Origin of the sequence: Cellulosimicrobium sp. ES-005, assembly GCF_040448685.1 — a bacterium.
GTDB classification, from domain to species: Bacteria; Actinomycetota; Actinomycetes; order Actinomycetales; family Cellulomonadaceae; genus Cellulosimicrobium; species Cellulosimicrobium cellulans_G.
The window spans coordinates 2991278-3006653 of record NZ_CP159290.1 but is presented as its reverse complement, the minus strand read 5'-3'; the positions used below and the strand labels follow the sequence as shown (position 1 = coordinate 3006653).

Here is a 15376-nt window from a genome sequence, read left to right as displayed (position 1 = left end):
GCGCAAGCACCGGGCGGCGGCCCGGCCGGTCAGTCGTCGTCGCCCGGGACGTAGGGTCCGCGGCGCAGCTCGAGGTCGATCTGCTCGGCGTCCAGCAGGTCGAGCGCGTGCCGCAGGGCCTGCGAGCTGTACGCGCCGGAGGTCCGTGCGTCGAGCAGCGCCACCCGCTGCGCGGCGATGGCGCGCAGGCGCAGCTCCTTGTACTGGGCGAAGAGGTCGGCCGACGTCGCGGCGTCGGTGTCGCGGTTCTCCAGCTCCCGCACGACGTCGCGCCGCACGCGGGCGACGACGTCGCCGTCGTACGTCGTGCCGTCGTCGCGGCGCAGGTCGGGCGCGTCGATGACGGCCACGGCGGCGGCGTCGAGCTCGGCGCGGACGGCGCCGCGGTCCTCGTCGGCGCGGGTCGACCCGCCCGCCAGCCCCAGGCGGCGCACGACCCACGGCAGCGTCCCGCCCTGGACGACGAGCGTGCCCGCGGCGACGCCGAACGCGACGAGCACGAGGAACGAGCGCTGCGGCGTGTCGGTGGGCAGGGTCTGTGCCGCGGCCAGCGTCACCACGCCGCGCATGCCGGCCCAGACGAGGAGCGTGCCCTCGCGCCACCCGAGCGGCTCGGCCGTGAGGTAGTCGATGTCGGCCGCGCGGCGGCGCAACGACGTGCGGATGCGCCCGACGCGGGCCTGCGGGACCTCCTTCGGTCCGCCCGTCCGGGGGGCGCCGCGGTGGCGCCCCGAGGGCTCGTACGTCTCGAGGGGCGACTCGGCCGGACCGAACCGTGCGTCGATCTTCTCCTGCATGCCCTGGATCACGCCGCGCAGCGACTCTCCTCGGCGTGCCCTGCGCGCGAGGGACCGCAGGAGCGTCGCGACGTACGCCGACCGCACGACGAGGATGACGACCGCCGCGAGCGCCGCGATGCCGACGGCCCGCCACAGGCTCCCCTGCGCCTCCTGCACGTCGGTGACGAGGGCGAACAGCTCCAGGCCCATGAGGAGGAACACCGTGCCCTCGAGGAGCAGCTCGACGGTGCGCCAGTTCGACTCCTCGGCGAGGCGGTGCTGCGGCCGCAGGTACTTGGCGGCACCGTTGCCCGTGACGAGCCCGGCCGTCACGACCGCGACGAGGCCCGACGCGCCGAGCTCCTCGGTGGGCAGGTAGGCGATGAACGGCACGACGAACGAGACGGCGGTGCTCAGCGCCGGGTTGGCGAGCCGGCGCCGGACGGTGAGGCCGAGGAACCCGACGAGGAACCCCACGATCACGGCGACGACGACGGCGAACACGAAGTCGCCCGCGACCGCCCACAGCGAGAACGCGGGGGCGACCCCGTCGCTGGCCACCGTGAGCGCGATGGCGGCGATCGCCGACCGCAGGAGCACGAGCGCGGAGGCGTCGTTGAGCAGGCTCTCGCCCTCGAGCAGCGTGACGACGCGTGGCGACGCCCCGAGCCGTTTGACGATCGACGTCGCGACGGCGTCCGTCGGGCTGACGATCGCGCCGAGCGCGAACCCGGCGGCGAGCGGGATGCCGGGGATCAGCCAGGTGAAGAGGTACCCGAGCAGCACCGTGCTGAGCAGGACGAGGACCACGGAGAGCCCGCTGATCGCCGTGAAGTCCCGCCGGAAGTCCATCGTCGGCAGCCCGACCGCCGCGGAGTACAGGAGCGGCGGCAGGATGCCCGCGAGGATCCACTCGGGCTCGAACTCGATCTCCGGCACCGCGGGGACGAAGCTCACCGCGACGCCCACCGCGACGAGGACCAGCGGCGCCGCCACCCCCGCCTTGGGCGCGAGGATGTTCACGCCGACGATGGCGACGACCGCGAGCGTGCCCACGACGATGAGCGAGAGGATCTGCTCCTCGGTGAGGCTGAACGGGAACTCCATCGGCACCTCCGGCTACCACGGCGCCACGCCCGGGTCGGCGCGCGCGGGGGACGGGACAACGCTAACCGCCGGACCGCCGTCGGGCCGTGCGCCCGACGTCACCCCACTCCGTCGAACCCGGGGTCGCTCCTCACGGCGGGCCGATCATGGGGAGGGATCCAGGGTTCGGCACCCTGCGTATGGTCGACGGCGGGTCCTTCTCAGGACGGTGGCCGCCGCCGGGTCGGGCGCGCGAGGATCGGCGGCATGAACGCCGTCGCCGCTCGGCCGCAGGACGCTCCCGCCACGGCCGCCACGCCCGCCCCGTCGGACCGGTGGGTCCGGCTCCAGCCCTGGGCGCTGCCCGGGTTCCTCGCGCTCGTCGTGGGGCTGTTCCTCCTCGCGACGCCCACGTGGGGCCGGTCCGGGGCTGCCGGGCTGTGGGAGTCCCCGGTCCTCACGGAGGACCTCCTGCTCGGCGCCGGCCTCGTGCTGCCGCTGCTCGATCTGTGCGTCGTCGCCGGGGTGCTCGTCGCTCGCCGCTCCCCCGTCCTCGGCACCGCCCTCACGGCGCTCCCGTTCGTCACCGTCGTGGTCACGGGCGCGTTCGTGTGGGGCTGGTGGCTCGGGCTCCTGGCCGTCGCGGTCGTGGCCGCTGTCGACGGGTGGCACCGGGCCGTCGTCCCCGGCCTCGTCGCGATCGTGCTCGCGGGGCTGTACGCGTGGCTGCCGATCGTCGCCCTGCTGCCGATCGGGCCGGTGTGGGCGGTGTCGAGCAATGACCCACGATGGACCGAGATCACAGAGTCCGGCACGACGAGCGAGATCTCCTCCGCGCCCGGCGAGCACCTGGTCATCTGGGCGCTGTACTGCTTCTGGGTCGTCGCCGTGATCGCCGTCGCCGCGTCGCTCGGCGCGGTCGCGCGCTCCCGGTCGGCCGCACGCGCGGCCGCTACGGCGACGCGGCGCGCCGCCGAGGCGCAGGCGGTCACCGCGGAGCGGGCGCGCGTGGCGCACGACCTCCACGACGTCGTCGCGCACCACGTCTCGCTCGTCGCCGTGCGCGCGGAGTCGGCGCCGTACGTGCACCCGGGGCTCGACGACACCGCGCGCGCCGTGCTCGCCGACATCGCGACGGACGCGCGCGAGGCGCTCGGCGAGCTGCGCCAGGTGCTCGCGGTGCTCCAGCGCAGCGAGGACGCCGCGCCCGACCTGGCGCCCCAGCCGGGGGCGGGGGACGTCGTCGGGCTGGTCGAGGCCGCCCGGGCGGCAGGCCAGGACGTGACGCTCACGGGCGGGTTCGACGCCGTGCCCGCGGCCCCGGGCTACGCGCTCTACCGCGCGGCGCAGGAGGCGCTGACCAACGCGCGACGCCACGCGCCGGGGAAGCCGGTCGTGGTCGACGCGCGCGTCGTCGGCCGGGACGGGCACCGGACGGCGGTGCTGCGGGTGAGCAACCCGGTCGAGCGCGGGGAGCCGGGCGGGGTGGGTGGCACGGGGCGCGGCCTCGCCGGGATGCGCGAGCGGGTCGAGGCCCTGGGCGGGACGCTCTCGACCGGCGTGGGCGACGACGGAGCGACGTTCGTGGTCGAGGCCCGCATCCTGCTCGTCGGGGTCGCGAGCCCCGCGGCGTCCGCGCCGGTGGCGAGCGCGTGAGCCGGCACGCGGCCCCGGCGGGCGCGGACCCTGCAGACGCCGCAGACGCTACGGACCGACCGCCCCACGCCCCGGTGCGCGTCGTCGTCGCGGACGACCAGCCCGTCGTCCGGCACGGGTTCGCCGCGATCCTCGACGCGGCGGACGGGCTGGAGGTCGTCGGGTCCGCGGGCGACGGGTACGAGCTCCTCGAGCTCGTCGCGCGGGTGGAACCCCACGTCGCCGTCGTGGACGTGCGCATGCCCCGGCTCGACGGTCTCGCCGCGACGCGCGAGCTCGTGGCGCGGCACCCGGGCGCGCGCGTCCTCGTGCTCACGACGTTCGACCTCGACGAGTACGTCTACGACGCGCTGCGCGCCGGGGCGAGCGGGTTCCTGCTCAAGGACGTGCCGGCGCCGCGCCTCGTGGAGGGGGTGCGGCTCGTCGCCGACGGCTCGATGCTGCTCGGACCGAACGTCACGCGCCGCCTCGTCGGTGACTTCGCGGCACGCGCCGCGACCCGCCCGTTCCCCGGCGTGGACGACCTCACGGCGCGCGAGCGGGAGGTCGTGCTCGCCGTGGCGCGGGGGCTGTCCAACGCCGAGATCGGGGCGGAGCTGTTCATCTCCGAGACGACGGTGAAGTCCCACGTCTCGGAGTCGCTGCGCAAGACCGGCTGCCGGGACCGCGTCCAGCTCGTCGTCGCGGCCTACGAGTCGGGGCTCGTGCGCTGAGCGGCCCGGACCGCCGACCTGACCGCCGTCGAGCCCCGGCGGGCGCGTCGCCGTCGGACGAGCAGCTCGGCGACGACGAGGTTGGGCACCCAGGAGAGGAACGGTGCGAGCGCGTACGCGCGATCGAACGCGACGTCGGGGTCGACCGCGTCGCCGAGGGCGAGCGCCTGGACGACGACGAGCGTCGTCGTCCACAGCCGCAGCGTCACGCCGGCGTAGGTGAGCGCGAAGCTGCGCGTCATCCAGTCCTGGTGCGCGACGACGTCGCCGCCACGGACCGCGCGGACGCCGCGCCACGTCGTCCACAGCCACAGGGGGGCGAGCGCCCCGAAGCCGAGCGTCCCGACGACCCCGGCCTGGTTGACGGGCACGAGGACGAGCCCGGCCACACCGCCGACCGCGACGGCCGCGACGTAGACCCGACCCGTCCAGCGGTGCGCGCCCGGGTGCCGGCGACGCAGCCCGGCCCAGAGCTGGAACGGGGCGCACACGAGCGCGACCCCGCCCGCGACGACGTGGGCGTAGAACGCGCCGAGCACGAACCCGGGTGCCCCGGCGTACGCGGCGGCGAGCCCGACGTCGTCGCGGGCCAGCGCGGGGAGAGACGCCGTGAGGTACGGCAGGACGGCGAAGGCGGCGATCGCGAGCGACGTGAGCGTCAGCGTCGCGACGGCGGTGCGCGCGCCCCGGGCGCGGGGGGCGACGGTCGGGGGGCGGACGAGCCGGGTGGCGGTCATGACGGCACCGAACCACGTCGGCCCGCCCCGGCGGATCCGGGAACGCCCTGGTCGTGGCCCTGACCCCTCCCTGAGCGGCACGCCGGAGCACCGCGGGCCCCGCCCGACCGGATCGCGACGCGCGCCGGCACGTCGGGCAGGGCGTACGGCGGGGACGGTCGTCGGCACCTCGGCCGAGGTGCCGTTCGGGTCGCGACCGGACGCGGGTCGTCGGAGGCTGCTGGGGACGGTGCCCGGCGACGAGAGGGAGAGACGTGGACGCGCGCACGGTGCTGGAGGACCTGTTCGGCCGGATCGGACCGACGACGACCCGCGCCGTCGACGGGCTCGGGGAGGACGCGCTGACCGCGCGCGTCGACCCCGGCGCGAACACGGTCGCCTGGCTGGCGTGGCACCTCGCCCGCGGCCAGGACGCGCAGGTCGCCGCCGCCGTCGGGCGGGAGCAGGTGTGGACGCGCGACGGCTGGGCACGCCGGTTCGACCTGCCGTTCGACGACCGCGCGACGGGATACGGACAGTCCGCCGCCGACGTCGGCCATGTGCGGGCGAGCGACGACCTCCTGCTCGGCTACGTGCACGCCGTCCAGGTCGAGTCCCACGACGTGCTCGCCGCGCTGACCGACGACGACCTCGACCGCGTCGTCGACGAGGCGTGGGACCCGCCCGTCACGCTCGGCGTCCGGCTCGTGAGCATCGCCGTGGACAGCCTCGAGCACGCGGGCCAGGCCGCCTACGTGCGCGGCATCCTCGAGCGCACGGGTCGCGCCTGACGACACGCCCTCGTCGGCGCACGCCCGCGCGGGTCCCGTTCACGAGCGCTGCTCGAGCTCGTCCGCGACCACCGCCTGGAGCTCCGCCACGCTCGGCAGCGCCCCGCGCGCCTCGTCGGGCAACCCCTGGAGGTCCGCGACCGCGACGGGCGCGTTCGTGCTCGCCAGCGAGTAGCGGACGACGGCGCCGCTCCGGCCCGTGCAGAGCAGGATCCCGACGGTCGGGGCGTGGATCTCGTGCCGGCGGTACTGGTCGTCGACGATCGCGACGTAGGTACCGAGCTGACCGAGGTGGGCGGGCTCGAACTTCCCGACCTTCAGTTCGACGACGACGTAGCGCAGCTGCTCGACGTGGAAGAACAGCAGGTCGACGAAGAACTCGTCGACGGCGTCGCTCTCGTCGTCGGGGACGGTGAGCCGCACCTGCCGCCCGACGAACGCCATCCCGCGCCCGAGCTCGAGCATCGTGTCCTGGAGTCGGTCCATGAGCGCTTGCTCGACCTCGCGCTCGGCACGGGTCCGCACGAGGCCCAGGTGCTCGAAGACGTAGGGGTCCTTGACCATCGCCTGCGCGAGCTCCGAGTCCGCCGCGTCGAGCGCACCCGCGAAGTCCGTCGGCGCGGCGCCGAGAGCACGGCGCAGGTCCAGCTTGATGTGGTACTCGAGCATCCCGCGCGACCAGCCCTCGACCGCGGAGCGCTCGGCGTACCAGTCGCGGTCGTCGGTGGTCTTCAGACGACTCAGGAGCACCGTGACGTGGCCCCACGGAAGTTGTGCAACAGGCTGTTGCACAAATCCCGCGTCCGGCCATGTGAGCGCGAAAGTACGCATGTAGAGCAGGTTGCGACGCGACCAGCCGCGCTGGTCAGGGAACTCGCGCTGCAGGTCTGAAGCAAGTCGGTCGACGACCTTCGACCCCCAGCCCGCGGTGCGCTGGCGCTCGAGGATGTCGTGGCCGATCGACCAGTACAGCCGTAGCACCTCGGTGTTCGCGGCACGTGCGGCGTGGAACTGCGTCGCGCGCACGCGCGCCTTGAGGTCGGTCAGCAGCTCGGCGTACCCCGCCGGCTCGAGGTCGTCGTGCGGTGATGCCATGTCGTGTCCCCCTGACGGCTCGGCGCGCCCGCCCGGCGCGTCGCGCCCGAACGTAGGGCATCGCGACTTTGCGCTGTCAAGGGGTCGTGCGGACGACTCAGTGGCGCGTCGGGATCGCCTCCGCGAACCAGGACGTGATCGTCGTGGGGTGGGTGATCGCCGTGCCGACGCACACGCTGAACGCACCCCGGGCCATCGCCTCGGCGGCCTGCGCAGGGCTGTGGACACGACCCTCGGCGACGACGGGCAGCGAGCACGCCGCGACCACCTCGTCGACGAGCTCGAGGTCCGGTCCGGAGGTCTTCGGCCGCTCGCCCGTGTACCCGGCGAGCGTCGTGCCGAGCAGGTCCACGCCTGCGTCCTGCGCGGCGAGCGCGTCGTCGAGCGACCCGCAGTCCGCCATGACGAGCACGTCGGCCGTCTCCCGCAGGCCCGCCACGGTCTCGGCGAGCGTGAGCCCGTCGGGCCGGGGCCGGCGCGTGCCGTCGAGCGCGACGACGTGCGCCCCCGCGTCGGCCACGGCGCGGGCGTGCCGCAGCGTCGGGGTGATGAAGACGCCGCCGTCGCCGTCCTTCCACAGCCCGACGACGGGCACGTCCACCGCGGCGACGACCGCCGCGACGTCGTCCAGACCCTGCGCGCGCACCGCGGCCGCTCCCCCGGCGACGACGGCGCGCGCCATCTGGGCGGTCGTGCGCGGGTCGCGCAGAGGCTCGCCGGGATAGGCCTGGCACGAGACGGTGAGTCGTCCACGCATCGCGCCGAGGACGCGCTCGCGCGTCCAGCGCGTCCGCGCCTCGTGGGGTCCGGTCATGCCGTCGTCCTCTCTCGGTGGATCTTCTCGGGCAGCCCGCCGGGCCCCGCCCCGTGCTCGTCGTCGGACGGGCCGACGAGGCTCCACGCTCCGCGCGCCGCCCCGACGATCGCCGCCGCGTTGCCGAGCGTCGCGGGCCGCAACGGGAGGTCGGCGAGCACGTCGACGACCTCGGCGCGCAGCGCGTCCTCCAGCGCCGACCACCACAGGTCGCCCGCGCCCGCCAGACCGCCGCCGACCACGACGACCTCCGGGTCGAGCACGGTCACGACCCCGGCGACCGCACGGCCCACGGCCCGCGCCGCGTCCCGCACCACCGACGCGGCGAGCTCGTCGCCGGCCTCCGCGCGCGCGACGACGTCGCGCGTGTCCGGGCTCGCCGCGTCGCCGCCGAGCGCGAGGTAACGACGGTGGATCGCCGGTCCCGCGCCGATCGCCTCGAGGTGGCCGGCCCGGCCGCACGGGCAGCGCAGGAGCTCCGCGCCGGGGACCGGCACGTGGCCCAGCTCCCCGGCGACGTGGTGCGCCCCGCGCAGGGGGCGCCCGTCGAGCACGACGGCGCCCCCGACGCCCGTCCCGACCGCGACGAGCAGCGCGCTGCGCGCCCCGGCGGCCGCGCCGAGCCAGACCTCACCGGCGGCGTGCGCGTCGACGTCGTTCTCGACGAACACGGGCAGTGCGGTCCCGTCCCCGGGCGATCCCTCGGGCACGAGCACGGCGAGGTCGGCGAGCCGACGGCGCAGGCCGCCCGCGACGTCGGTCCCGGGCCACCCGGGCAGGGTGTCGGTGGCCGAGACGATCACACCGCGACCGACGTCCACCACTCCGGCCGTGCCGACCCCGAGCGCGCGGAGGCGCGCCGCGCCCGGCAGCGCGGCGACGACCTCGCGCACGACCCCGGCGACGGCGTCGAGCACCGCGTCGGGGCCGGCCGCGGCCGGGGTCGGCACGGCGAGCACGGGACCGAGGGTCCCGTCGGCCGCGACGGTCGCCGCAGCCGTCTTGGTGCCGCCGAGGTCGACGCCGACGACGACCGTCGGCGCGGCGGCGTCCGGGAAGGCGTCAGCCACGCAGGAGCCCCGCGGCGCGCGTGATCTCCTCGACGCGGTCGGCGACCTCGCCGTCGAGCGCCTCGACCGGGAACGCCATGGTGGCGGTGTCGATGAGGCCCTGGCGCTGCGCGGCGACCTTGAACGCCCCGACGCCCGCGGCGTCGCCCGAGCGGCCGCGCGCCTGGAACACGATCTCGAACAGCGCGGCGATACGGTCCTGCTCCACCCGGGCATCGTCCCACTTCCCGGCCTGGGCGAGGTCCCACAGGCGCACGTAGCCGCCCGCGTCGACGTTGGCAAGACCGGGGACCACGCCGTCGGCGCCGAGGAGCAGCATCCCGTCGACGACGACCTCGTGCCCCGTGAACAGGGCGAGGGGCGAGCCGGCCGCCGCGTTGGCGGCGACGAGCCGGCGGAACGCGACGTCGTCCCCGGACGAGTCCTTCACGCCCGCGAGGACGCCCTCGGAGCCGAGGCGCACGAGCAGGTCGGCCGGGAGCTTGGTGCGTACGCGCACGGGGATGTCGTAGGCGAACACGGGGACGTCCACGGCGGCCGCGACGGCCCGCAGGTGGCGCTCGATCTCGTCGAGGTCGTTGAGCGCGTAGACGGGCGCGGTCGCGACGACCGCGTCCGCCCCGGCGGCCGCGAGCGCCTTCGCCTGCTCGACGACGCGCGGCGTCGTGAGGTCGATCGCGCCGCCCATGACGGGGACCCGGCCGGCGGCGGCGCGGACCACCGTGCGGACCACGAGGTCGCGCTGCGCGTCGGTGAGGTAGGCGACCTCGCCGGTCGACCCGAGCACGAAGACGCCGTGCACGCCCTCGGTGACGAGGTGGTCCACGAGACGCTCGAGCGACGCGACGTCGACCTCCCCGTCGGTCGTGAGGGGGGTGAGGACGGGCGGGACGATCCCGTGGAAGGTGGGGGTGGTCACGAGGAGCTCCGGTTCTGGGTTCAGCGGTGTTGCGGTCTGGGTGGTGCCCGGCGCGGGGCGCTCGGCAGCGCTCACAGGAGCGCCGGAGCCGCGGCGAGCAGGGTGCGGGTGTAGTCGTCCTGGGGGTCGTCGAGCACGCGCGCGGCGGGGCCGGACTCGACGATGCGGCCGCCCTGCATGACGACGATCTCGTCGGAGACGTGGCGCACCGTCTGGATGTCGTGCGAGATGAAGACCATCCCCAGGTCGAGCTCGGCCTTGAGGTCGGCGAGCAGGTTGAGGATCTGGGCCCGCACGGACACGTCCAGCGCGGACGTGGGCTCGTCCGCGACGATCACGTCCGGCGCGAGCGCGAGGGCGCGCGCGATGGCGACGCGCTGGCGCTGCCCGCCCGAGAGCTGGCCGGGCAGCGCGTCGAGCGCCGACTCCGGCAGCCCGACGAGGTGCACGAGCTCGCGGACGCGCGCCTCGCGCGACGCCGCGTCGCCCACGCGGTGCACGTCGAGCGGGTCCCGCAGGGCGTCCCGCACGCGCATGCGGGCGTTGAGCGCGGTGGCCGGGTCCTGGAAGACGACGGACACCACCCGCCCGACGTCGCGCCGCACGCGCGTCGTGTACGTGTCGACCGGCTGCCCGCGGAAGCGGATCTCGCCCGACGTCGGGGCCTGCAGCCCGACGAGCACCTTCGCCATGGTCGACTTGCCCGAGCCGGACTCGCCGACGATCCCGAGCGTGCTGCCGCGGCGGACCGCGACGCTGACGTCGTTCACGGCGTGCACCCGGTGGGCCTGGAAGAGCGTGCCCGTACGGGCCTTGAAGACGACGTGCACGCCGCGCAGCTCGACGACGGGGGTGTCGTGGTCGGTCGCGGCCCCCCGCTCCGCGGCGGTCGGGGTCTGGTCGGTGGCGCTCATCGCGTCCCTCCGGTGGTGATCGGGGCGTGGCCACCGCCCGCGACGGCGCCGACCGGCTCGTCCGGCGGCGTCGCGACGAGGTGCTGCCCGTCGGCGTCCACGGCGCGCAGCACGGGCCGCACGTCGAGACCGCGGTCGGGGCGCGACGAGCGCGGCGCGAACCGGTCGCCCGTCGGGAAGTCGCGCGGCGACGGGACGGTGCCGGGGATCTGGTGCAGGCGCGTGGAGCGCTGCTCGATCGAGAGCACCGCGCCGAGGAGGCCCTGCGTGTACTCGTGGCGGGGGTCGGTGAGCAGCTCGCTCGTCGGCGCCTGCTCGACGACCTGGCCCGCGTACATGACCGTGATGCGGTGCGCGATCTGCGCGACGAGCGCGAGGTCATGGCTGACGAACACCATCGCGAACCCGAGCTTGTGGCGCAGCTCGTCGAGCAGCGCGACGACCTGGGCCTGGACGGTGACGTCGAGCGCCGTCGTCGGCTCGTCCGCGATGACCAGCTTCGGGTCGCGCGTGAGGGCCATGGCGATGAGCACGCGCTGGCGCTGCCCGCCGGAGAGCTCGTGCGGGTAGCTCTTGAGCGTGCGCTGCGGGTCGAGGCCCACGAGCTCGAGGAGCTCCTCGGCCGTGCGCGTGCCGCCGCGGCGCGTGAGCTGTTTCATCTGCGACCGGATGAGCATCGACGGGTTGAGCGAGCTCAGCGCGTCCTGGTAGATCATCGCGATCTCGGTGCCGCGCAGCGACGCACGCTCGCGGTTGCCCATCGCGAGCAGGTCCTTGCCCCCGTAGCGGATCTCGCCGCTGACCTGCGCCGACGGGTCCAGCAGGCCCATGACGGCGAGCGACGTGATCGACTTGCCGCAGCCGGACTCGCCGACCAGCGCCATCGTCTCGCCGGGCCGCACGGAGAACGACACGTCGTCGACGACCGCGACGTCCCCGTGGCGCGGGAAGCGGATGGACAGGTTGCGCACCTCGAGCAGGGGCTCGGCGTCGCCGTCGTACACGGGGCGGTCGGTCCGCGCCACCTCGGCCGCGCGGAGCGTCGCGAGGCGTGCGGCGAGCGGGACCTCGCGGCCGACGTGCCGGACCTCCGGCTCGACGTCCTGCACGACCGGCTCCGACTCGGCGAGGCGGTCCTCGTCCGCGGTCTCGACCGGCTCGTCGGCGTCCATGGCCGTGAGCTCCGCGGCCACCGCGGCGTCGTCCGAGTCCGTCGCGACGGCCTTCGCCGGGGTGGCGCGGGTCGCGCGGGGGGCGGCGACCATCGCGTCGGTCATGCCCTCGGACAGGATGTTGAGGCACAGGACGGTGAGCATGATCGCCAGGCCGGGGAAGAACGTCGCCCACCAGTACCCGCCCATGACGAGGTCGCGGCCCGCGGCGATGATGTTGCCCCACGACGGCTCCGGGTCGGGCACGCCCGCCTGGATGAACGACAGGGACGCCTCGAAGACGATCGCGTCGGCGACGAGCACGGTGGTGAACACGAGCACGGGCGCCGCGCAGTTGCGCGCGACGTGCTTGGCGAGGATCCAGGCCGTGCGCGCGCCCATGACCCGGGTCGCCGCGACGTAGTCCTCGCCGTACTGGTCGAGGATGTTGGCCCGGACGACGCGCGTGAGCTGCGGCGTGTAGAGGAACGCGATCGTCAGCACGAGCACGGGCAGCGACCGGCCGAAGACGGAGACGAACACGGCCGCGAGCGCGATGCCGGGGAAGGACATGATGATGTCGAGGACGCGCATGAGGGTCTCGGAGACGCTCTTGCGCGCGGTCGCCGCGACCGAGCCGAGCACGGCCGCCGCGGCGAGCGCGATGGCCGTCGCCCCGAGGCCGATGACGAGCGAGTACCGCGCGCCGTAGACGACGCGGGAGAAGATGTCGCGGCCCTGGCGGTCGGTGCCGAACCAGTTCTCCGCGCTGGGCGGCTGGACGGGCGTGCCGGTGGCGAGCGGGTCGTGGCTCGCGACGAGCGGCGCGAGGACGGCCGCGAGCGCCACGAGGAGCACGAACGCGAGGGAGATCGTGGACCCGAGGGGCAGCGCGCGCAGGCGCATCCCGGGGGTCGAGAGCCGTTCGGTGAGCTGTCGGCGCACGTCACACCGTCCTGATCCGCGGGTTGACGAGCACGTAGAGCATGTCGACCACGATGTTGATGAGCACGAAGGCGAGCGCCACGGTGAGGGTCACGCCCTGCACGAGGTTGGGCTCGTTGTTGGTGACGCCGTTGAGGATGAGCGTGCCCATGCCGGGCAGCGCGAAGATGATCTCGATGACGACGGCGCCGCCGATGAGGTAGCCGACGCGCAGGCCGAGCACCGTGATCGGCGTGATGAGCGCGTTGCGCAGCACGTTGCGCCCGACGACGACGTGCCGCGGGATGCCCGCGCCGATCGCGGTGCGGACGTAGTCCTTGTCGAGCTCCTCCACGACCGACGTGCGCACGACGCGCGTGAGCTGGCCGACGACGGGGATCGCGAGCGCGATCGCGGGCAGAGCCATGCGGGCGAGGTAGCCGCCGAGGTCCTCGGACGGGTCCGGCAACGGTCCGCTCGCGGGGAGCCACCCGGCCCCGAGCGTGACGACCTGGATGAGCAGCACGGCGAGCCAGAACGACGGCGTCGCGAGCGACGCGACGGACACGACGCGGATCGCCTTGTCCGGCCAGCGGTCGCGGTAGAGCGCCGCGAGGATGCCCATGACGAGGGCGAGCACCACGGCGATGACGAGGCCCATGAGCGTGAGCTGGAGCGTGATGGGCAGGGCGCGCGCGACCTCGTCGGCGACGGGCACCTGGCGGGCGCTGAACGTGCCGAGGTCCCCGTGCAGGAGGCCGCCGAGGAACGCGACGTACCGGACGAGGAGCGGGTCGTTGAGCCCGTTCGCCTCGCGGTACGCCTCGCGCGCCTCGACCGACGCGCCCTCGCCGAGGGCCTGGATCGCGGGGTCGACCTGCGAGAACGACATCACGAGGAACACGAGGAACGTGATGCCGAGGATCATGATCGGCAGCTGCAGGAGGCGGCGTCCGACGAGTCGCAGCAGTGCGCTCACGGTCGGCCTCCCGGTGCGTCGGGGGTGCGGTGCATGGTCTGTCCGTTCTGGGTGCCGGGCGGGTACCGGTCCCCTCGCCCCGAGGGGGACGGGCGAGGGGACCGGCGAGACGGCCGGAGCCGGTCGGCGCCGAGGGCTACGGGCCCGCGGCTACTTGACGAGGCCGGCGTCGAGGAACGACAGGCCGGTGATCGGCAGGGGCGAGAACCCGGAGAGCGTGGAGCCGTCCCACGCGGTCGGGAGCTGGCGGTGCAGCAGCGGGTAGAGCGGCACCTCGTCGGAGATCAGGTCGAACGCCTGGTTCCACAGCTCCTGCTGCTCGTCGCCGGACGTGCGCACGGCGGCGTCGAGGATCGTCTGGAGCTCGGCGAACTTCGGGTCGTCGTTCCAGCGGTAGCGCGACTGCGACCACACGTTGTCGCCGTACCACCAGCGCATGAGCAGGTCGGGGTCGTTGCCGAACACCGACGGGTCGCCCGGCGCGACCATGACCTGCAGGTCGCCGTTGTCGACCTTGGTGTACTGGCCGCCGGACTGGCCGATGTCGAGCGTCGTGTCGACGCCGATCGCGTCGAGGTTCTCCTTGATGAGCGGGGCGATGTCCGCGACCCAGCCGGTGTCGGTCGTCATGAGGGTGATCGACAGGTCGCTCACCCCGGCCTCGGCGAGCAGCGCCTTGGCCTTGTCCGGGTCGTAGGAGTAGACCGTGGACGCCTCGTGGAAGTTGGGGTGGCTCTGCGGGAGGAAGCTCGTGGCCGCCGCGCCGTTGCCGAGCAGGCCGTTGTCGATGATCTTGTCCATGTCGAGCGCGTAGAAGAACGCCTGGCGCACGCGGACGTCGTCGAACGGGGGCAGGTCCGTGTTGAACATCATGAAGAGCGTGCCGAACGACTGGACGGACTCGACGTCCACGGTGCCCTCGAGCGTCGGGACGTCGATGTAGGGGACGTCCTCGATCGCGCTGACGGTGCCGGAGCTCATCGCGGTGACGCGTGCGGCGGGGTCGGAGAGCAGGTTCCACACGAGGCCGGCCGCCAGCGCGGGGCGGGTGCCCGTGTAGCCGTCGAAGCGCTCGAACGTGATCTTGTCGTCGGGCGTGGCCTGGGTCATCTTGAACGGTCCGGTGCCGACGGGCAGCGCGTTGAACGCCTCGTAGTCGGACTCGACGAGGGCCTTCGGGACGATCTTGACGACCGAGAGGCGCTCGGGCACGAGGCTGAAGGGGTACTTGAGGTTGATCGAGACCGTGTCGTCGTCGACGGGGGTGACGGACTCGAGGAAGTCGATGAAGCCGGCGTAGAGCGACTCGTTGGCCGGGTCGAGCACGCGGTCGAAGCTGTAGACGACGTCGTCGACGGTGACGGGCGTGCCGTCGTGGAAGACCGCGCCCTCGCGGAGGTCCACCTCGTAGTGCGTCTCGTCGACCGGGGCGGGGAGGTCGGTGCCGAGCGCGGGGTAGACCTCGCGCGTCGCGGGGTCGAGCTCGGTGAGTCCCTCGAACACGTGCCAGTTGGCCGCTACTGTCACGGCACCGGTGGTGATCATCGGGTCGAAGCCACCGGAGAGGGAGTACGAGATGCCCGCCTCGATCACGGCGTCGGGGTCGATCTCGCCCTGGGCGGCGCTGCCCTCGGTCGGGTCGTCCTGCGCAGCGCCCCCACCGGAGCACGCCGCGAGGCCGAGCGCGAGCACGACGCCCGCGGCGACCGCAGCGACTCCCCTGCGGGGAGGTGAGCTGACGTGAAGCTTCATTGGTTCTCCTGACATGA

13 protein-coding genes are annotated in these 15376 nt (G+C 74.3%); 3 read left to right on the top strand and 10 right to left on the bottom strand.

All coding sequences use genetic code 11. The annotated features are described in order from the left end of the window. Nucleotides 1-29 precede the first annotated feature (29 nt). Complete coding sequence (locus ABRQ22_RS13235) at nt 30-1886, bottom strand: sodium:proton antiporter (protein WP_353707051.1); 1857 nt, start codon at nt 1884-1886, stop codon at nt 30-32. Nucleotides 1887-2132: 246 nt separating this feature from the next. On the opposite strand from ABRQ22_RS13235, the gene ABRQ22_RS13230 reads away from it, so the two are divergent. Together ABRQ22_RS13230 and ABRQ22_RS13225 are read left to right on the top strand one after the other, a co-directional pair. After that, the gene (locus tag ABRQ22_RS13230; protein WP_353707050.1) at nt 2133-3521 is read left to right on the top strand and encodes a histidine kinase; all 1389 of its coding nucleotides are present in this window, start codon (nt 2133-2135) and stop codon (nt 3519-3521) included. Between the two features lie 74 nt (nt 3522-3595). Then, on the top strand, nt 3596-4234 hold the full coding sequence (locus ABRQ22_RS13225) for a response regulator transcription factor (RefSeq protein WP_353707049.1): 639 nt from the start codon (nt 3596-3598) through the stop codon (nt 4232-4234). Here ABRQ22_RS13225 and ABRQ22_RS13220 read toward each other — a convergent pair. Then, nucleotides 4210-4971: a DUF2306 domain-containing protein gene (locus ABRQ22_RS13220; protein ID WP_353707048.1), complete on the bottom strand. Its 762-nt coding sequence runs from the start codon at nt 4969-4971 to the stop codon at nt 4210-4212. The genes ABRQ22_RS13225 and ABRQ22_RS13220 overlap by 25 nt on opposite strands. Before the next feature lie 254 nt (nt 4972-5225). Here ABRQ22_RS13220 and ABRQ22_RS13215 point away from each other — a divergent pair, with 254 nt between their 5' ends. Next, nucleotides 5226-5741 (top strand): DinB family protein, encoded by a 516-nt coding sequence (locus ABRQ22_RS13215; protein ID WP_353707047.1) that lies wholly within the window; start codon nt 5226-5228, stop codon nt 5739-5741. A 39-nt stretch (nt 5742-5780) separates the two neighbouring features. On the opposite strand, the gene ABRQ22_RS13210 is transcribed toward ABRQ22_RS13215, so the two are convergent. From ABRQ22_RS13210 to ABRQ22_RS13175, 8 genes are all read right to left on the bottom strand, one after another. Further along, nucleotides 5781-6836, bottom strand: coding sequence for a PDDEXK nuclease domain-containing protein (locus ABRQ22_RS13210; RefSeq protein ID WP_353707046.1), 1056 nt, complete (start codon nt 6834-6836; stop codon nt 5781-5783). A 97-nt stretch (nt 6837-6933) separates the two neighbouring features. Beyond that, complete coding sequence (locus ABRQ22_RS13205; protein ID WP_353707045.1) at nt 6934-7650, bottom strand: N-acetylmannosamine-6-phosphate 2-epimerase; 717 nt, start codon at nt 7648-7650, stop codon at nt 6934-6936. Continuing rightward, entirely contained in the window at nt 7647-8720 is a 1074-nt protein-coding gene (locus ABRQ22_RS13200; protein ID WP_353707044.1) for an ROK family protein, read from the bottom strand. Before ABRQ22_RS13200 ends, ABRQ22_RS13205 begins: the two co-directional genes overlap by 4 nt. Beyond that, nucleotides 8713-9639 carry a dihydrodipicolinate synthase family protein gene (locus ABRQ22_RS13195; RefSeq protein WP_353707043.1) on the bottom strand — a complete coding sequence of 309 codons (927 nt, stop codon included), beginning with the start codon at nt 9637-9639 and terminating at the stop codon, nt 8713-8715. The genes ABRQ22_RS13200 and ABRQ22_RS13195 overlap by 8 nt, the downstream gene beginning before the upstream one ends. A gap of 71 nt (nt 9640-9710) precedes the next feature. After that, a complete protein-coding gene (locus ABRQ22_RS13190; protein WP_353707042.1) occupies nt 9711-10553 on the bottom strand; it encodes an ATP-binding cassette domain-containing protein in 843 nt (280 codons plus the stop codon). Further along, nucleotides 10550-12649: a dipeptide/oligopeptide/nickel ABC transporter permease/ATP-binding protein gene (locus tag ABRQ22_RS13185; RefSeq protein WP_353707041.1), complete on the bottom strand. Its 2100-nt coding sequence runs from the start codon at nt 12647-12649 to the stop codon at nt 10550-10552. Before ABRQ22_RS13185 ends, ABRQ22_RS13190 begins: the two co-directional genes overlap by 4 nt. A 1-nt stretch (nt 12650) precedes the next feature. Next, nucleotides 12651-13607, bottom strand: a complete 957-nt coding sequence (locus ABRQ22_RS13180; RefSeq protein WP_064316380.1) for an ABC transporter permease — start codon at nt 13605-13607, stop codon at nt 12651-12653. A gap of 150 nt (nt 13608-13757) precedes the next feature. Beyond that, nucleotides 13758-15359 (bottom strand): ABC transporter substrate-binding protein, encoded by a 1602-nt coding sequence (locus tag ABRQ22_RS13175; protein ID WP_353707040.1) that lies wholly within the window; start codon nt 15357-15359, stop codon nt 13758-13760. Nucleotides 15360-15376 lie beyond the last annotated feature (17 nt).